The 17,984-nt window shown below is 68.1% G+C and carries 9 protein-coding genes; 6 read left to right on the top strand and 3 right to left on the bottom strand.

The annotated features are described in order from the left end of the window. Positions 1-44: 44 nt before the first annotated feature. The gene (locus tag CFR78_RS12060; protein WP_034933684.1) at positions 45-4,247 is read right to left on the bottom strand and encodes a translocation/assembly module TamB domain-containing protein; all 4,203 of its coding nucleotides are present in this window, start codon (positions 4,245-4,247) and stop codon (positions 45-47) included. Beyond that, positions 4,247-6,217 carry an autotransporter assembly complex protein TamA gene (locus CFR78_RS12065; protein WP_172459718.1) on the bottom strand — a complete coding sequence of 657 codons (1,971 nt, stop codon included), beginning with the start codon at positions 6,215-6,217 and terminating at the stop codon, positions 4,247-4,249. Before CFR78_RS12065 ends, CFR78_RS12060 begins: the two co-directional genes overlap by 1 nt. 459 nt (positions 6,218-6,676) lie before the next feature. Between CFR78_RS12065 and miaB the strand changes: the two genes are divergently transcribed. From miaB to CFR78_RS12095, 6 genes are all read left to right on the top strand, one after another. Then, positions 6,677-8,026: a tRNA (N6-isopentenyl adenosine(37)-C2)-methylthiotransferase MiaB gene (miaB, locus tag CFR78_RS12070; RefSeq protein ID WP_181417539.1), complete on the top strand. Its 1,350-nt coding sequence runs from the start codon at positions 6,677-6,679 to the stop codon at positions 8,024-8,026. A gap of 92 nt (positions 8,027-8,118) precedes the next feature. Beyond that, a complete protein-coding gene (locus tag CFR78_RS12075) occupies positions 8,119-9,177 on the top strand; it encodes a PhoH family protein (RefSeq protein WP_034933785.1) in 1,059 nt (352 codons plus the stop codon). 52 nt (positions 9,178-9,229) lie between these two features. Then, positions 9,230-9,742, top strand: a complete 513-nt coding sequence (gene ybeY, locus CFR78_RS12080; RefSeq protein WP_007400414.1) for an rRNA maturation RNase YbeY — start codon at positions 9,230-9,232, stop codon at positions 9,740-9,742. After that, complete coding sequence (locus tag CFR78_RS12085; RefSeq protein ID WP_034933691.1) at positions 9,739-10,683, top strand: hemolysin family protein; 945 nt, start codon at positions 9,739-9,741, stop codon at positions 10,681-10,683. Before ybeY ends, CFR78_RS12085 begins: the two co-directional genes overlap by 4 nt. A 119-nt stretch (positions 10,684-10,802) precedes the next feature. After that, the gene (locus CFR78_RS12090; RefSeq protein WP_034933694.1) at positions 10,803-11,429 is read left to right on the top strand and encodes a thioredoxin domain-containing protein; all 627 of its coding nucleotides are present in this window, start codon (positions 10,803-10,805) and stop codon (positions 11,427-11,429) included. Positions 11,430-11,445: 16 nt separating this feature from the next. Next, positions 11,446-15,981: an AAA family ATPase gene (locus CFR78_RS12095; RefSeq protein WP_034933696.1), complete on the top strand. Its 4,536-nt coding sequence runs from the start codon at positions 11,446-11,448 to the stop codon at positions 15,979-15,981. Between the two features lie 149 nt (positions 15,982-16,130). Here the strand turns inward: CFR78_RS12095 and CFR78_RS12100 are convergent, their stop codons facing one another. Further along, positions 16,131-17,648 (bottom strand): acetyl-CoA hydrolase/transferase family protein, encoded by a 1,518-nt coding sequence (locus tag CFR78_RS12100; RefSeq protein ID WP_007400410.1) that lies wholly within the window; start codon positions 17,646-17,648, stop codon positions 16,131-16,133. Between the last annotated feature and the right edge of the window lie 336 nt (positions 17,649-17,984).

The following is a 17,984-nucleotide window of genomic DNA, read 5'->3' on the forward strand; positions in this document are numbered from 1 at the left end:
AAACCTGGGGCCTCTGGCCAGTGGAGGACGGGAATCGGGGCCTATCAGTATCTGAACTGGTAGAGTAGGCCAATACTGCTCCCCGGATCGTTTTCCGGCGTGGTAAAGCCCGTCACGTTGCCGCCTGTACCAACGGTGGTGTTGAGCTTGAGCCGCCTGGTCAGGTCCACCTGCACCTGTGCCTGCGTGCCGGAGCCGGATGTAGCCTGCTTGGCGCCTACATACACACGGCGCATGACGTATTTCCCCGCCTCGATCGCACCCGTGTCGTTCCCCCCCGACCCGTTGGAGGAACTGCTCATCTGCAACCGGTCCAGATGCAGCGTCTTGCGCACCATGCCCAGCGGATCGAAGGCGGAGCCGCCGCTCAATGTCGCGACCGCCGCCGCGATGGATGCCATCTGCGTGGGGGAAAGCGACTGCGTATCCGTGCCGAACAGCAGGATCGCCAGGATCTGGTCCTGTGACAGCGGCGGGGTGGAAGAAAAGGTGATCTTGGGCGCGCTGGCGTAACCGCCCACGTTCAGCCGCGCCGTGCCGTCATTCGTGCTGCGCTCGGCCACGAAATCCAGCGTCGGGTCGATCTTGTGGGTAACACCCACGCCGTTGAAGCCGACCTGCCCCTTGCTGAAATCCAGCGAGATGCCGCCCAGTGAAAACCCGCCCTTGACCAGCGAGAAGCCGCCCGTCACCACAGGGGCCGTGGCGGTGCCGCCGGCGTGGATATGGCCATGCATTTCGGTATTCAGCCCGTGGCCACGCACATAGAACTGCCCCGGCGAGGTAACGTCCAGCCCCAGCCCCACCACCAGCGGCGAGACATGGGCGGCCTTTTCCATGGCGGCCTCATCACCGGGGCGGATCACGTCCAGGTGGGCGACCGAAGTGGGCAGGGAGTCGGGAATGTTGATGTCCACCCGCTTGAGCGTGATCGTCCCCGTGGCGTCAATGCGGCTGGCAAGCTGGCCCTTTATGTCCAGATCGCCATTCAGGGTGGTGGTGATCAGGTCGCTGGCCAGCGGGCGGGCACTGTCGGCATGGACATGCAGGTCAATCGGCTGGCCCGGCTCCAGCACGCCATAGCTGCCCGAGGCATTGATGCTGCCCTTGCCCGCCTGCGCCACAAGGTCGGCAATGACCAGCCGGTCCCCCACCGCGTTGACCGTGCCGTGCACGGCGGAAAGCTGTATCCCCTCCCCAAAATCATGGAACAGCCCGTTGGCCAGCGTCAGCGTGCCACCAAGCCGGGGCTGGGCCGGGGTGCCCCGCACGCCCACGTTCATCTGCAGCATGCCGCCCGCCTGCATGCCCTGCGCGCCCAGATAGGCATTGGCCACGGCAAGGTCCACATTGCCATCCGCCTGCAGCGTGATCTGCCCGGCCCTGCTGATTGGCGCCGTGCCATGCAACCCAAGGTTGATCTGCGTGCCGGCCTCCAGCCTTGCATCCACCCGCGCCACACCCGAATTCAGGGTGGCGGTTGCGTCCAGCGATGCGGGGGCCAGGGCCGCCGTATAATCCGTATGGTATTTCAGACCCGTGCCATTCACGCTGATCCGGCCCGAAGGGCGGTCAAGCGTGCCGGTCAGCCGGGCCTCCGCCGAAAGCTGGCCCTGCGCGTGCAGCGATGGCATGAACGGCGCCACCAGATCGGGCGAAAGATGGGCCAGCGTTGCATGCAGGTCCAGCGCGGGCCGGATCTTCCCGCCCGCCTCCACGCTGCCCGCCTGCCCGCTGGGCGGGGTCACGCTCAGGCGCAGGTGGTCAAGGGCGATCTCCTTGCCATAGGTCACGCTGACCGGCGCATCCAGCCGGATCTGTTCACGCCGGGCCTCGGCCACCAGCCGGTGCACGGCAATGCTGCCTGCGGGAATGTTGGCCTGCAGCGCGGTATCAAGGGTGGCGGCACCGGTCCATGGCGTATCAAGCCCGGCCTGTGCACCCACGTTCAGCGCCGCGGTCGACCCCTTTGCCGTGACATGGGCATGCGCGCTCATGTCACGGAAACGGGCGTTGTCCACCACCAGGTCCAGATCACTGGTGGGGGTCGTTCCCACCGGGTCCAGCACCCTGCCCCTGAGCACCAGCCGGTCGATGCGTGCGATGGGGGCGGCCAGCGCGCTGTCCACGTTCACCGCAAGTGCCGCGGGGGAATCCGCTGTTGCGCTGGTGCTGTGCAGGGTGGCGGACAGGTGGCCCGCCATGTCCTGCCCGGTCAGGTCACGCAGGTCGGCCAGCCGGGTCATGTGCAGGTCCAGCGTGCCCGAGGGGACGAGATGGCCCGCGGGCAGCGTCATGTCCGCCTGACCGGCGAGGGTTTTCCAGTTCAGGTGTTCAAGGGTGAGATGGCGGCTGCCATCGGCGTTGCTGTCCAGATGGAGGGCGACCTGAACGGGCGCGCGGTCCACCGTGCCGGAAATGGCCAGCGCGCCCTGCCTGACCTGCGGCAGGTGCGCCATGGTCAGGCTGGCCTGCACGTCACCCGCCGCCGTGTTGCTGGCGGCAAGGCTGGCCTGCGTGACCAGGCTGGCGGCAAGGTCATTTACCGGGCCAGCCGCATGCAGGTCGGCCTGCAGGTGCCCCTTCAGCGTGGGGGCCAGCACATGCAGGTCCGACAGGGCCAGATGCGCGGTGGCGTCCACCACAAGCGGTGCGCCGGTCACGACCCGGGTGGGCACGGCCTCCAGGTGCAGGGTCTTTCCCTCCGCCAGCAGGGTGGTGAAGGTCAGCGTGCGCGCGCCATGGGCCGCCGCCGGCGTGATGGTGCCCGCAACATTCAGGTGGCCCGTATCCCCTATCAGCCCCACGGCAATGGGCAGGCCGCCATCCAGCGCGATGTGGCCATCCAGACCGAATCGCCCGTCCTGCCCCGCCGTGGGCAGCGTGGCGCTCCCATCCAGCGCCGCATGGCCATGCAGGTCCGTGCCCCCGGCCGCCGCAAGCGGGGTCAGGGCGGGCAGGTCGGCATGGAAGGTGGCGGCCACGGGGCCTGCGGTCAGGACCTGCCCCGTCAGCCGCGCCAGCGGGTGGGCAAGCGAGAGATCGACCGGCCCGCCCCGGTCATCGGGATGCCACATTACGTCAAGACTGACGGGATCGGCCGCGAACAGCGCGGGCTGGCTGCCCGGAATGCGCAGGCCGCCAAGGGTGGCGTGAATGGATGCATGTTCCGGCTGGCCCGCCCCCTGCCCGCTCAGCCCTTCGGCCACCAGATGCAGTGCGCCAAAGCCCGCGCCATTGCTGGTCAGGCGGTCCACATCCAGCGTGCCGTTGCCGGTGGGGCGTTCCATCGTGCCACCCACATGGGCCGCAAGCCGCGCGCCCTGCCAGCCGGTCGTGTCATCCAGTACCATGGCCGGGCTGCTGGCCGCCACATCCAGCGCCACGTGGTGACTGACAAGACCCACCCGCCCCTTCGCGCTGGCCCGCACCGCGCCCGTGACCAGCGCAAGGACCAGCTGCGTATCATCACGCGGGCCAGCAAGGCTGAGTGACAGGTCCAGCGGGGCCAGCGCCGGCATCCGGCTCAGTGTGGAAACAAACCCGTCCGCCCCTTCATGCGCCCGCAGGTCCAGCGCCACGCGACCCCGCTCCAGCCGGGTGCCCAGCGCCAGCGTGCCGGGGCGGTCAAGCCGCGTCAGGTCCAGCGCGATATTGGCGGGCGGCAGGGTGGCGACGGAAAAATGGTCCAGCACCGGCGCGATGTCGGCCAGGCTGGCATGCCCCTCCAGCCGGAAGACGGCGGGCACGCGGGCAAGGGCCGCCCCCACCTCGATCCTTGCGACATGCACCGCGCGGATGTCGATGCCCATGTGGATGCTGCCCGTTGCCTGGTCCTGCGTCTTTTTTGCGGGATGGGCCGGGTCCTCCTCGCTCAGGCGCGGGATGGCCAGCCGCGTCATGGACAGGTTGCCAATGACCGCGCGCCGCCCCAGCAGCCGCAGCGGCGACCAGTCCAGTTGCAGCCCGTCAATCGACAGCCACGCCCCCCTGTAGTCATCCAGTTCCAGATGCGCGACACGCAGCGCATCGGGAAAGCGCCCCCCCAGCCCCGACAGGTGCACGCTGCCGCCCGTCAGCCCCGGCAGGCGGCGTTCGATCGCGCGCTGGCCCGCCCCGGTATTGGCCACCACCAGCACCATGCCCAGTGCCACGGCCACCAGTCCGGCCGGAATGCCCAGTGCCAGGGCCACGCCCCGCAGGATGCGCCGCCCGCGCGCGGGTGTGGCGGGGGTGTGTTCAGGCATCAGAATGTCTCCCCCAGCCCCACGTACAGTTCCCACTTGTCGCCCTTTGCCGGGCGGTTGATCGGCACGGCCACATCCAGCCGCACCGGCCCGATGGGGGTATAGTAGCGTGCCCCGGCCCCGGCACCCACGCGTACCGTGCCCTGGAAGGGTGTATGGTTCCCCGTGACCTGGCCTGCATCGATGAACCCCACGGCCCCGAATTTCTGCAGGATTCGCTGGCGGTATTCAAATGACCCCGCATCCATGGACGTGCCCCCCACCGCATAGCGCGTATTGGCGAACTGGGGGCCAACGCCCTGGTAGCGGAAGCCACGGACGGTAGCCGACCCACCGGCGTAAAGCCGCTGGTCGGGCGGGATGGCGAAGGTCGAGGCCCCTTCCACATTGCCGATGGTCCCGCGCCATGCCAGCACGCTGCGCCCGGGGCGCGACAGGCCAAGATGGGTCAGGTCGAAATAGGTCGAGACGGTAGCCTGCATGATGGCGAAGAACGATGTCCCGTCGGTCAGTGAGGCCGATGGCGTGATGCTGGCCCCCACGCGCACCCCGTGGGTCGCGGGGGTGATGGGGTTGTCCACCCCGGTGCCCTCGTAATTGGCGGTCAGTGGCAGGGAGACGATGAAATAGCTGTTGGTGGCGCGCATCTGCTGGATCTGTTCCTGCTCGATCTCGCCGCCAAAGGACACGTTCCACAGCCGGTTGACATGGCGCACCACGCCAATGCGCGCCAGAAGGGCCGTCTGCCGGTAGGAATAGAGTTCCTGCTTGATGCCTTCCAGCCGCGCGCTCAGGTTCTGTTCGCGGGAGCCGAAATCGGGCTTCATCAGGTCGGCATAGAAATCATAGCCCAGCCCCTGCTCCGCCGAGCCGCCCAGCCCGGTGATCAGCGCGGTAAGCCGCAGCCGCTCGGCATTGCCGAACAGGTTGTTATGGGTCCATGTCACGCCCGCGCGGCCGCCCAGGTCAGTGGAATAGCCGCCTTCCGCCCCCACGCTGTGGCGCTTGCCTTCACGGAAGCCAAAGGCCAGCGGCATGGTGCCGTCACTGGCCAGCGTATCGCCATGGGTGACCTGCACGTCGGAAAACAGGCCCGTGGCGGCAATGTCCTGACGCGCGCGTTCAATGCGCGAAGGCTGGTACAGCTCACCCGGCGCAATGGTCATGCGCCGCGCCACATAGGCCGGGTGCGTGCGCTGCAGCCCGGCAAAGTCAAACGCGCCAAGATTGACCACCGGGCCACGATGCACGGTATAGGCCAGGTCCAGCGTATGGGTATCGGGCCGCAGCCACGCCTGCGGCGTACCGACATGGGCCAGGGCGTAGCCTTCCTCCGTCAGGGCCACCTGCAGGGCGGCCCCGGCCGCCAGCACGTTATCGGCCTGCGCGGGCGCGCCATGGCCCAGCGCGAAGGCCTTGGCCTCGTCGGCATTGAGCCGGACCGGCGGGTCGCCCTTATCGGGTTGCAGGGTCACGACGCCAATGCGGAACACGCTGCCCGGCGCGGCACTGATGGTGATCTGCGCCCTGCGGCCCGCGGGGATGGACTGCAACCATTCCGGCAGGTCGGGGTCGCGGCCGTCATGGCCCGTATCCGCACCTTTTGCCGCGCCGGCCTTCGGGTCCACATCGGTGACGGTGATGGTTATGCCGCCCGCATAGTAGCCATAGCTTTCCAGCGCGCTGATCAGGCGGGAATAGTCGTTATGGATGCGCCCGGTCAGGGCAAACGGGCTGACGGCCTGGGTCTTCTGCAGCGAAAGCAGGTCGGACGAAGCCCGCAGCGCCGCATCCAGATCGGCATTGCCGGTGGGCCGCAGGGTGGTGACATATTCCTGCGGGTCGGCCGCCCGTGCCGCCGCCCATGGCACGAAGGCGGTCAGGATCACGCACAGGCTTGCATAACCGGCACTGCGCCCGGCCCGCGCGCTGGTGGCGCCTGCCCGGCGTGGATGACGCAATCGTGTCAAACGGTGCCGCCCCTGTTCCTGTCTCGCGTGCGGTTATTGTCCCACTGTGTGATATCTGCCATTCCCGGCATGCACGATCAAACCGATATTAACGTCCGGGTCTTAATAAGTTTCGAATATGGCGGATCGATGCCCGGAATCAGCCCGGCCGTGTTGCAAACCACCGCGAGCGTGACGTTCTTTTCTTGACAGCACCCCGATTCCGCCGGGCATGATCGGGGCAGGCAGGAAGGGTTGCCGCGCCCGGCAGCCCACCGTGACCTACCGGGAGCGTTGATGGCCGGACCCTGTGTTCCCAGGCATATCGGTCGCAAGGTACTTGACCGCGCGCAGTCGAACCACGATGTGTTGCGCCCGTCATGCGGGCATCGGCCCGCCCTGCTGCCTGAGGATACCTGACCCGTGAACAGCCTGTCTCCCCCCACCGGCGTGGCGCAGCCACATACCCGCACCGTTTCCATGCGCGGGCTGCATGTCATAACGTGGGGCTGCCAGATGAACGTTTATGACAGCGAGCGGATGACCGACGTGCTGCGCCCGCTGGGCTACAGGGCGGTCGGCACGCCCGATGACGCGGACATGATCATCCTCAATACCTGCCATATCCGCGACCGTGCGGCGGAAAAGGTGTTTTCCGAACTGGGCCGCCTGCGCAAGGTCAAGGAAGCGCGCGCCGAACGCGGCGCGGGCACGGTGCTGGCGGTGGCCGGATGCGTGGCGCAGGCCGAAGGGCACGAGATCCTGGCGCGCGCGCCCTATGTCGATATCGTGCTTGGCCCCCAGACCTATCACCGCCTGCCCGAGATGGTGGCGCGCGCGGCGCGTGCCGCCGGCGCGGTGATCGAGACCGATTTCCCCATTGAGCAGAAATTCGACTTCCTGCCCGCCGACCGCGCGGCCCCGGCTGGTGGCGCCGCTTTCCTGACCATACAGGAAGGGTGTGACAAGTTCTGTTCCTTCTGTGTCGTGCCCTATACGCGCGGGGCGGAAAGCAGCCGGCCGGCAGTGGCCGTGCTGGCCGAGGCCCGCCGGCTTGTGGCCGCCGGCGCGCGCGAGATCACGCTGCTGGGCCAGAACGTCAACGCCTATCACGGTGAAGGGCCGGACGGCGCCACATGGGGCCTTGCACGCCTTGCGCGCGTGCTGGCCGATGAAGTGGGGGTCGCGCGCATCCGCTACACCACATCCCACCCGCGCGACATGGAAGATGACCTGATCGCGGCCCATCGTGACCTGCCGCAGCTCATGCCGTTTTTGCACCTGCCGGTGCAGTCCGGCTCCGACCGGGTGCTGGCGGCCATGAACCGGGGGCATACCGCCGATGAATACCGCGTGCTGGTGGACCGCCTGCGCACGGCCCGGCCCGACCTTGCCCTTTCATCGGATTTCATCGTGGGCCACCCCGGTGAGACGGACGGCGACTTTGCCGATACCATGCGCCTGATCCGCGATATCGGCTTTGCGCAGGCCTATTCCTTCAAGTATTCCCCCCGCCCCGGCACACCGGCGGCCGGTGCGGGCCAGCAGGTGGCGGAAAGCACGAAGGACGCCCGCCTGCAGGAACTCCAGGCCCTGCTGCGCGTGCAGCAGGATGAATTCAACGATGCCACCATAGGCCGCGGTACCCCCGTGCTGTTTACCGGGCGGGGGCGCAAGCCGGGACAGATTTCCGGCAAGAGCCCATGGTTGCAGGCCGTGAACGTGGAAGGCCCGGAAAGCCTGATCGGCCGTATCGCCAGTGTGGATATCCGCCACAGATACACCAATTCCCTTGGTGGTGTCCTGACAGAGGAGACAGACAGGGCTTGAGAGAACAGACACAATCCACGCTCCACGCCCCCCGCCGTGGCGGCGGCAGGCGCCTTCCCCCCCATGGCACGGCCGCGGCAAATGACCGCACCGTGACCCTGCAGTTCGAGGACAATGCGCTGCTGGCGCAGCTTGTGGGGGATCACGACCGTCATCTCCTGCATCTTGAACGTGGATTTGATGTCCGGCTGGCATGCCGTGGCAACCGCATCGCCATTACGGGTGCCGCCCAGCGCGTGGCCCTGACACAGGGCACGCTGACCGAACTCTACCGCCGCGCCCGCGCGGGCCAGGCGGTGGATACCGCCGCCGTCGATACCGCCATCCGCATGGCGGCACATGCCTTCTCCGCCCCCCCCGCCGCAGCCGCAAGGGACATGGCCACAATGCAGGACATCCGCACACCTGTCGCCCCGCCGCGCCCGTCGCTTGCGGACCTGCCCACCATCATGACCCGGCGTGGCCCCATTGCCCCGCGCTCGGTCGGCCAGGGCCAGTACATGGACATGCTGGCCCGGCAGGAAATGGTGTTCGGCCTTGGCCCCGCGGGCACGGGCAAGACCTATCTGGCCGTGGCCCAGGCGGTGGCCATGCTGCAGGCGGGACAGGTGGACCGCATCGTGCTCTCGCGCCCTGCGGTGGAGGCAGGCGAGCGGCTGGGCTTCCTGCCCGGTGACATGAAGGAAAAGATCGATCCCTACCTGCGCCCGCTTTATGATGCGCTGCATGACATGATGCCGGGTGACCAGGTGATCCGCCGCATGGGCACGGGCGAGATCGAGGTCGCACCCCTGGCCTTCATGCGCGGGCGGACGCTGGCGCACTGTTTTGTCATTCTGGACGAGGCGCAGAACACCACCCCCGCCCAGATGAAGATGTTCCTGACCCGCATGGGGGAAGGCACGCGCATGGTCATTACCGGCGACCTGAGCCAGGTCGACCTGCCGCGTGGCGTGACATCCGGCCTGCGGGAGGCGGTCGAGACACTCGACGGCCTGCCCGGGATCGGCATGATGCGATTTGAATCGCGTGACGTGGTGCGCCACCCGCTGGTGGCGCGTATAGTGGAGGCATACGACCAGCGCGCCGGGGCACAGAACCGCCCCCATCGCGCCCGGTCGCAGCAGGAGAACAATGAAACCTCGAAGTAGCACTGGCCCCGCCCGCACGGGCGGGGTCGCGGATGCACCGGGCCGGGCCGGCATGCCCGCCCCCACGGCCATGCCGGCCGGACCCGACATCACCGTGGCGGACAGGCGCTGGAACCGCGCCGTCCGCCAGCCACGCCACCTTGTCACCCGCGCGGTCGATGCCGCACTGGCGGCCACGGGCCGTTACGGGCCGGTCACGGTCGTGCTGGCCGATGACCGCACGGTCCGGCACATGAACTGGCGGCATCGCGGGCGCAACAGGCCCACCAATGTCCTGACATTCGAATACGCGGCCCCGCACGCCCCGGGTGGCCTGTGGGGTGGTGACATCATCATCGCGTTTGAAACGCTCGCGCGCGAGGCCCGTGCGGCGGGCCGCTCCATGGCGGCCCACCTGGCGCATCTGGTGGTACACGGCGTGCTGCATCTGGCGCAGTACGACCACCACCACCCCGGCGAGGCGCGGGAGATGGAGATGGAGGAGGCCCGCATCCTGTCGACCCTCGGGTTTGCCAACCCGTGGAAGGCGGGCCGCATGGCCACCACGCGGGGGACACGGTCATGAGCCGGCCGGTCAATGATGGCGCGGGGGGGGCCGAGCCTCCGTCCGGGTCGCGCGGCAAGGGATTCCTGTCACTGTTCAGCCGCAGGCGCGCCGAACAGGGACTGCGCCATTCCATTGCCGCGCTGGTCAAGGAAGCCGACGATGCGGCGGGCAGCGAGGGGGAACCCGGTTCTTCCGAACTGGACCGGCAGGAACGCGCCCTGCTGGCCAACGTGCTGCGCCTGCGCGGCATCACCGCCGATGACGTGATGATCCCGCGCGCCGATATCGTGGCGATGCCGGTCGACATCAGCCTGGACGAGGCACTGGACATGATGCGGCGGGAAAACCATTCCCGCATGCCCGTCTACCGCGCGCAGCTGGATGATATCGTCGGCATGATCCACGTAAAGGACCTGATCGCCTATGTCGGCACGTCGGAGGCCTTCCGCATGGAGCCGCTGCTGCGCCAGCCGCTTATGGTCGCGCCGCAGCTGCCGGTGCTGGACCTGCTGCTGCAGATGCGCCAGCGCCATGTCCATCTTGCCCTGGTGATTGACGAATATGGCGGCATTGACGGGCTTGTCACCATCGAGGACCTGATCGAGACGATCGTGGGCGACATCTCGGACGAGCATGACGAGCCGACCGTGAACATGATGCGCGACCGCCCCGACGGCACGCTGGATGTGGACGCCCGCACCCCCGTCGCGGCGTTTGAGGAAAAGGTCGGCCCCGTGCTGACACGCGAAGAGCGCGAGGCCGAGATCGAGACCGTGGGCGGGCTTGTCTTCCGCCTGGCGGGCCACGTGCCCACGCGCGGCGAGGTCGTGACGCATGAAGGCGGCATGGTCTTCCGCATCCTTGATTCGGATGCCCGTCACATCCGCCGCGTGCGCGTGCGCCTGCCCCCGCGCGAGGGGCCGCAGCCGCCGCCCGCGGTACAGGCCGGCCGGCCGTAGCACCGGGTTTGCCACCACAATGCGGGGGGTGGATTTACGCCCGCCCTCCGCCTCTCTAAACTCATGCCATGACCGGGGCGCATGGCCCCGCCCCAGCCCTTACCGGAGAGTGACCCGTGATGCCCATCAAACGCCGCACCCTGCTTGCCCTTGCCCCGGCACTGATTACCGGCGGCAGCCTGCTTTCCGGCAGGGCCATGGCGGAGGCCGCCGATCCGCGCCTGTCCATCCGCGCGGTCGGCAACCCGCAGGCCAGGGTACGGGTGGAGGAATGGTTCTCGCTCACCTGCACGCATTGCGCGCGCTTTGCCGCCGAGATCTTTCCCGAAGTGCGCAGCAGGCTGATCGATACCGGCAAGGTCTATTACATCTTCCGTGACTTCCCGCTGGACCAGGTGGCGCTGACCGCCTCCATGGTGGCCCGCAGCCTGCCGCCCGAGCGCTATGAGCCGTTCGTGCTGGCCCTGCTGTCCAGCCAGGACCACTGGGCCTTTGGCAAGACGCCGGAGGAATCACAGGAAGAAATCCGCAAGATGGCGGCGCTGGCCGGCATGTCGTCGGACGTGTTCCAGCAGACCATCCATGACGATACGCTGCGCCACGCCATAATGGACGAGGAAGACCGCGCGCAGGCGCAGTACAAGATCGATGGCACCCCCACCTTCCGCTTCAATGACAAGGAACAGGTGGCGCAGGAACTGACCTACGCGGAATTCGCCAGGAAGGTCGAGGCCGCCAGCAACTGACCGGAACCCGCCCGACATGACCGCCCGTTTCGTCCGGCTGCGCATCGCAGGCTTCAAGAGCTTCGCCGACCCGGTATCCGTTGACATCCTGCCCGGCCTGACCGGCATTGTCGGGCCGAATGGCTGCGGCAAGTCCAATGTGGTCGAAGCCCTGCGCTGGGTGATGGGGGAGACCAATGCCCGCTCCCTGCGTGGCGGTGAGATGGATGACCTGATCTTCGCGGGCACCACCACGCGCGCGGCCCGCAACATGGCGGACGTAACCCTGACACTGGAGGGGGCCGCCGAAGTCGCCCCCGCCCCGTTTCAGGGGCAGGACGAGCTTCAGGTCTGCAGGCGCGCGGAGCGGGGGGCCGGCAGTGGCTACCGCATCAACGGGCGCACCACGCGCGGGCGCGACGTGCAGACCCTGTTTGCCGACCTGGCATCGGGCGCGCGCTCGTCCGCCATGGTCAGCCAGGGGCGTGTATCCGCGCTGGTCAATGCCCGGCCAGAAGAGCGCCGCACGATTCTGGAGGAAGCCGCCGGCATTACCGGCCTGCATGGCCGCAGGCACGAGGCGGAACTGAAACTGCGCGCGACCGAGGCCAACCTGGCCCGGGCGGAAGACCTGCGCCTGCAACTGGAAGCCCGGCTGGGCGACCTGCGCGAACAGGCCGAGCAGGCGGGGCGCTACCGTGAACTCTCACAGGGACTGCGGGAGGCGGAAACCGCACTCCTCGCCCTGCTGCACGCCCGCGCGCACAAGGGCGTGGCCGAAAGCCAGGCCGCCCTTGAGCATGCGCGCACCGAACTGAAGGCAACGGAGGAACTGGCGGAGAGCGCGGTCATCGCCGATTTCGAGATCAGCCAGACCCTGCCGGGCCTGCGTGAGGTTCTCGATACCCGCCGCACGGCACTTGAACGCTTCAAGGTCCGTGCCGAAACCATTGCCGATGAGCTGGCCAGCGCCGAATCCGCACTGGCCGTGGCCCGCACCCGCCTGACCGAATGCGAAGGCGTGCAGCAGGCCGCCCTGGCCCGGCGTGAGGACGCCGCCCGCATGCTCACGCAGCTTGAGGCCGAGCGCACGCAGATGGCAGAACGGCTGGCCGCCCTGCCCGCCCTGCGCGACAGCCTGCACACACAGCGCACGACGCTTGCGGCGGATATGGCCGATCTGGCCGCGCGTGTGGAACAGGCCACCACCACATTGCGCGAGGCCCAGCTCCAGACCACGCAGGCCCGCACGGTGCTGGAAGCCGCCACGGCCACCCATGCCCGCCTTGCCGCCCGGCATGGCGAACTGGCGGCCGAGATCGCAGCCCTTGAGGCCGACATGCCGACCGGGGCCGCGATCACGGACCTTGATACCCGCATAACCGCCGCCCGGGCCGCCGCGACCGCCGCGCTGGCCGCCCGTGAGGACGCCATCCGCGCCCATTCCGACGCGGTGCTCCAGGCCGGGCTGGCCCGCAATGCCGCCACCGAAAGTGCGCGGGTACACGCACAGGCCACGCAGGATACCGGCGCCATCCGGACCCGGCTGGACGCGCTGGAACGCGACGTGACCGGTCTGGCCGCACGGGTGGAACAGGCCCGCGCCGCCCTTGTGCCCGAGGCCGAGCGGGCACGTCTGGCACAGGTACTGCACGATGCGGATGCGGCCCTTGCCACGATCCGTACCGAACTGGCCACTGCGGAGGAAACCCGCGCACAGGCCACGCAGGCCGAAATACAGGCCAATGCCCGCCTGAAGGAAGCCCGCGCCACCCGGCTGGCGGCCGAGGACGCCCTGCGGGCGGCCAGCGCCGCACGAATGCGCGCGGCAAACGAAGTGGAAACCCTTGCCACCGGCATGGAAACGCTGCGCGCGCAGGCCGTGCCCGATTCCGCATTGCAGGCCCTGACAGCCCGGCGCACTGCCGCGGAAGAGGCCCTGGAAACCGCGCGCGCCGATATGGAAAGCGCCGAATCCGCCCTGATGGCCGCAACACGCGCGGACGAAGCCCACGCCGCCCAGCTGGCGCAGGCCCGCGCCCACCTGTCCGGCCTTGAGGCGGAAGCCGACGGGCTGGCCCGCGCACTGCATAGCGATACGGAACAGGCCACGACAGGTGGCGTAACGCTGGCGGAAAGCCTGCATGTGCCCACAGGGCTTGAAACCGCGCTGGCCGTCGTGCTGTCCGACGGGCTGGAAGCCGCGGTAAAAGGCCCCGCCCCGCGTGAATGGCACGACCTGCCGCCCGCTCCCCACGCCCCCTTCCCGGCAGTGGGGATCAGCCCGCTTTCCACCCTGATGGATGCGCCCCCCGCCCTGTCACGCGCGCTGGCGGCGGCGGGACTGCTGCCCGAAGGCATGGACGGGGCCAGCCTTCAGGCCGCCCTTGCGCCGGGGCAGTGCCTTGTCACGCGCGAAGGGGCGTTGTGGCGGTGGGATGGCTATGTGCAGGCCCCCAACCTGCCGGGACGGGCCGCGCTGCGGCTGAAGCAGCTGGGCCGCCTGCGTGAGCTGCGGGCGGAGCTGGAACAGGTCCGCGCCGCAATCCCGGCGCTGGAAGAGGCGGCAAGGGCCGCCACCGCCACCCGCCAGCAGGCGGCCAGCAGGCTGGACATGGCGCGCGAAACCCGCGTCAGCGCCGAAAACGCGCTTCAGGCCGCCCGCACGGAAGAAGCAGAGCTGTCACGCCAGCATGCCACCATCGCGGCCCAGATCCATACCCTGTCCGTACGGCATGAGACGGCACTGGCCGCGCAAACCGAGGCCGAATCGGCACTGGAGCGCGCCCGCGCGCATGAAGCCGCCCTGCCGGACGCCGCCGGCCTGGCGCAGGCCCAGCAGGATGCACAGCAGCACGCCGCCCGGGCCGTGGCCGGGGAAAGCCGCCTGCGTACCGCCCGCCAGCAGGCCGAAGCGGCAGTGGAACGGGCCCGCCAGACGCTGCACGCCACCCAAAGCAGCCATAACGAGGCCGAAACCCGCCTGCACGCCATGCAGCCCGAACTGGCCCGGCTGGAAACCGACCGCGATGCGCTGGGCACGGAACTGGCCAGCCGGCAGGCCCACCTGGCCAGCCTGCCCACCCCCGCCCTCGCGCAGGAAGCCGCCACGCAGGCCGCAGGTCTGGCCACGGCGGCGGAGCAGGCCCTGCGGCAGGCGCGCGAAGCGGTGGAAACCACCACAACCCGGCTGGAACAGGCGCGCGCCACCCGCGCGGCCCTTGAACAGAAAATGCGCGAGACCGGCACGCAGCTTGAAACACGCCGCGCCCGCATGGCCGACCTGACCGTGGCACTTGAACACGCCGCGGCGGAGGAGGAGCAGGCACGGACCCATCTGGCCGCCCTGCCCGACATCGCGGCACTGGAAGATGCGCTGGCCGCCCTGCGTACGCAGGCGCAGGACATGCAGGCCCGCGAAGAAGAACAGCGCGAAGCCCTGAGCCAGCTTCAGGCCGAAGAGGCAGCCCTGCGCCAGCGTTTTGAAGCCTCGGCCCAGGACATGACCCAGTGGACCGCCCGGGTGGAAGCCGCAGGGCTGGAAGCCGAAGCCGCACAGGCCCGGCTGGCCAATGCGCAGGCCGAGCATGACCGGGCGGCCCCCCTGCCCGTGGCGGTGGGCGCGCGGCGCGATGCCATTGCCACCGAGCTGGAACAGCATGCCAGCCAGCATGATGCGGCAGCCCGGGCGCTACAGGCGGCGCAGGACCGCCTGGCCGAACTGCAGCAGGCCCGCGGCACCGCACAGGAAACGCTGGCGGCGGCGCGCGAGGCCCTGCTGCGCGCCGAAGGCAGGCGCGAACAGGCACAGGTCCTGCTGGCCCAGCTTGTGGCGGAATCCGAACCGCCGCCGGGCGTGGTACCCACCGACCTGAGCGTGGGGGCGGAAACCAGCCTGCGCCGCAAGGTCAGCCGCCTTGAGCGCCAGCGCGAAGAGCTTGGCCCCGTCAACCTGCGTGCCGAGATCGAGGCGCAGGACGCATCGGGCAAGATCGACACCATCCTGCACGAACGCGATGAACTGCAATCCGCCATAAGCCGCCTGCGCGGCATGATTGGCCAGCTCAACCGCGAGGGCCGGGAGCGGCTCATGGCCGTGTTCTCGCGCATTGACCAGCATTTCCAGGCCCTGTTCGCGCGCATGTTCAATGGCGGCCGCGCGCATCTGGGCATGGTGGGCAGTGACGACCCGCTTCAGGCCGGGCTGGAAATCTATGCCCAGCCGCCGGGCAAGAAGCTGGCCACGCTGTCGCTGCTTTCGGGCGGGGAGCAGGCACTGACGGCGCTATCGCTCATCTTTGCGGTGTTCCGTTGCAATCCCGCCCCCGTCTGCGTGCTGGACGAGGTGGATGCCCCGCTGGATGATGCCAATGTGGGCCGGTTCTGTGCGCTGCTGGGTGACATGGTGGCCGAAGCGGGCACGCGTTTCCTTGTTGTCACCCACCATCAGCTGACCATGGCGCATATGGACCGGCTGTATGGCGTGACCATGCAGGAACGCGGTGTGAGCCGCGTGCTGTCGGTTGACCTGGAACGCGCCACCGAAATGGTGGACAGCGAACCCGCCCGATAGGCGGGGGACGTTCTGGTAAAGCTTGTCCGGAATGCCTCACGGACTGCCGCCTTTTTGGAAAAAGGCGGCACCCGGAGACTTTTTCAATAATCCAGGCCCTGTGGGCACAGCGCGCCCACGGGCCTTTTGGGACAGGAATACCCCTGCCTTTACGGCATCATGCTGCCGGTCTCGATGAAGCGCTGGTGCCATGACAGGGCTTCGGTCAGCAGATGCGGGGACTGCTGGCCAAACGAACCCGCACGGGCGCGCCTGTAGTAATCCTGCAGCATGGGCCGATAGTCGGGATGGGCGCAGTTGGCGATGATCACTTCCGCGCGCTGCTTGGGCGAGAGGCCCCGCAGGTCGGCCAGGCCCTGCTCGGTCACCAGCACCTGCGAATCCTGCGTGATGTGATCGACATGGGACGCCATGGGCACGATGGCGGAAATCTTGCCACCCTTGGCGGTGGACGGCGTCATGAACACCGAAATATAGGCGTTGCGCGCAAAATCGCCCGAACCGCCAATGCCATTCTGGATTTTCGAACCCATGATCTGGGTGGAGTTCACGTTGCCGTAAATGTCCGATTCGATCAGGCCGTTCATGGCAATGCAGCCAAGGCGGCGGATCAGGCCGGGATGGTTGCTGATGTCCTGCGGGCGCAGGATGATCTTCTTCTGGAACTCACGCATGCGGGAATTGAGCGATTCCGCGGCTTCCGGGCTGAGCGAGAAGGCAGTGGCCGAGGCAACCCGCATCTTGCCGCTTTCCAGCATGCCCAGCATGCCGTCCTGAATGACTTCCGTGTAGGCGGTCAGGTCATCGAACGGGCCTTCCTCCAGCCCGCCCATCACGGCGTTAGCCACGTTGCCCACACCGGACTGCAGCGGCAGGAGCGAGGGCGGCAGGCGGCCCATCTTCACTTCATGGCGGAAGAATTCCATCAGGTGGCCGGCAATGCCGCGCGCGGTCTCGTCGGGCGGGGAGAACGGGGCGTTGCGGTCGGGCGCGTCGGTCTCGACAATCGCCACGATCTTGGCCGGGTCCACCTTGAGCGACGTGCCGCCAATGCGGTCATCGGGGCGCAGCAGCGGGATGGGCTGGCGGTGCGGGGGAAGGGCCGCGCCGTACCAGATGTCGTGCATGCCCTCGAGTGCCGCGTCCTGCCAGCTGTTGACCTCGATGATCACCTGCCTAGCGGTGTCGAGCCATGTCTTGGAATTGCCGACGGAGGAGGACGGGACAATGCTGCCGTCCTCGCGGATGGCGGTGGCCTCGATGATGGCGGTATCGATCTCGCCAAAGAATCCGGCCCAGGCCATGGGGGCGACATGGCTAAGATGCATGTCCAGGTATTCCGTCTCGCCCTTGTTGATGCGCGCGCGCAGGCCGGGGTCGGAATTATAGGGCATGCGGAAGGAGATGCCGTTGACCTTGGCCAGCGCGCCATCCAGTTCCGGCCCGGTGGAGGCCCCGGTCAGCAGCCGGATGCGGTAATCATTCCCCTTGGCATGCTCGCGCTCCATCAGCGCCGCCAGCGCCTGCGGCACCGCCTTGGGATAGCCTGCGCCCGTAAAGCCGCTGGTGCCGACCGTGCTGCCGGGGCGGACAAGGGACGCCGCCTGCTCGGCGGTGGTGATCTTGGCCCGGAGCGCCGCATTCCGGATTCGGGTGTGGTCGATCATGAACTTTCCCTCAAACTCTTATCGTTATGTCCAGCCGGCGTAGCCTGCGCCGGATATGTCGTATGCCTTGGCCGCTGCCGCCCGGGCGGGGCGCGTCTCCCCTATCATGAACCGGACCGGCCCGCCCTGCCCGCATCCCGGCGCCGGATGTGGGTATTCCCGTTGCACCCCTTGCCGCGACCGTGCGTTCCACTTCAGCATGACGCCATCATCTGTTCTCCCTCCCGCCGGTTACGTCACAACAAAAGAGTGTGACACCCGGGCCTGACTCCGCTTCATGCTTTCACGTTTGCTCCATCGTGTCCCGGTCATGTGCGCGGGGTATTTTAGGTATGT

Origin of the sequence: Komagataeibacter rhaeticus, assembly GCF_003207855.1 — a bacterium.
Classification (GTDB): Bacteria; Pseudomonadota; Alphaproteobacteria; order Acetobacterales; family Acetobacteraceae; genus Komagataeibacter; species Komagataeibacter rhaeticus.

Coding starts and splice junctions, on each gene's coding strand:
- CFR78_RS12060 (WP_034933684.1), bottom strand. CDS start 4,247: ATGCCTGAACACACCCCCGCCACACCCGCGCGCGGGCGGCGCATCCTG.
- miaB (WP_181417539.1), top strand. CDS start 6,677: ATGCGCGGGCTGCATGTCATAACGTGGGGCTGCCAGATGAACGTTTAT.
- ybeY (WP_007400414.1), top strand. CDS start 9,230: ATGCCCGCCCCCACGGCCATGCCGGCCGGACCCGACATCACCGTGGCG.
- CFR78_RS12085 (WP_034933691.1), top strand. CDS start 9,739: ATGAGCCGGCCGGTCAATGATGGCGCGGGGGGGGCCGAGCCTCCGTCC.
- CFR78_RS12090 (WP_034933694.1), top strand. CDS start 10,803: ATGCCCATCAAACGCCGCACCCTGCTTGCCCTTGCCCCGGCACTGATT.
- CFR78_RS12095 (WP_034933696.1), top strand. CDS start 11,446: ATGACCGCCCGTTTCGTCCGGCTGCGCATCGCAGGCTTCAAGAGCTTC.
- CFR78_RS12100 (WP_007400410.1), bottom strand. CDS start 17,648: ATGATCGACCACACCCGAATCCGGAATGCGGCGCTCCGGGCCAAGATC.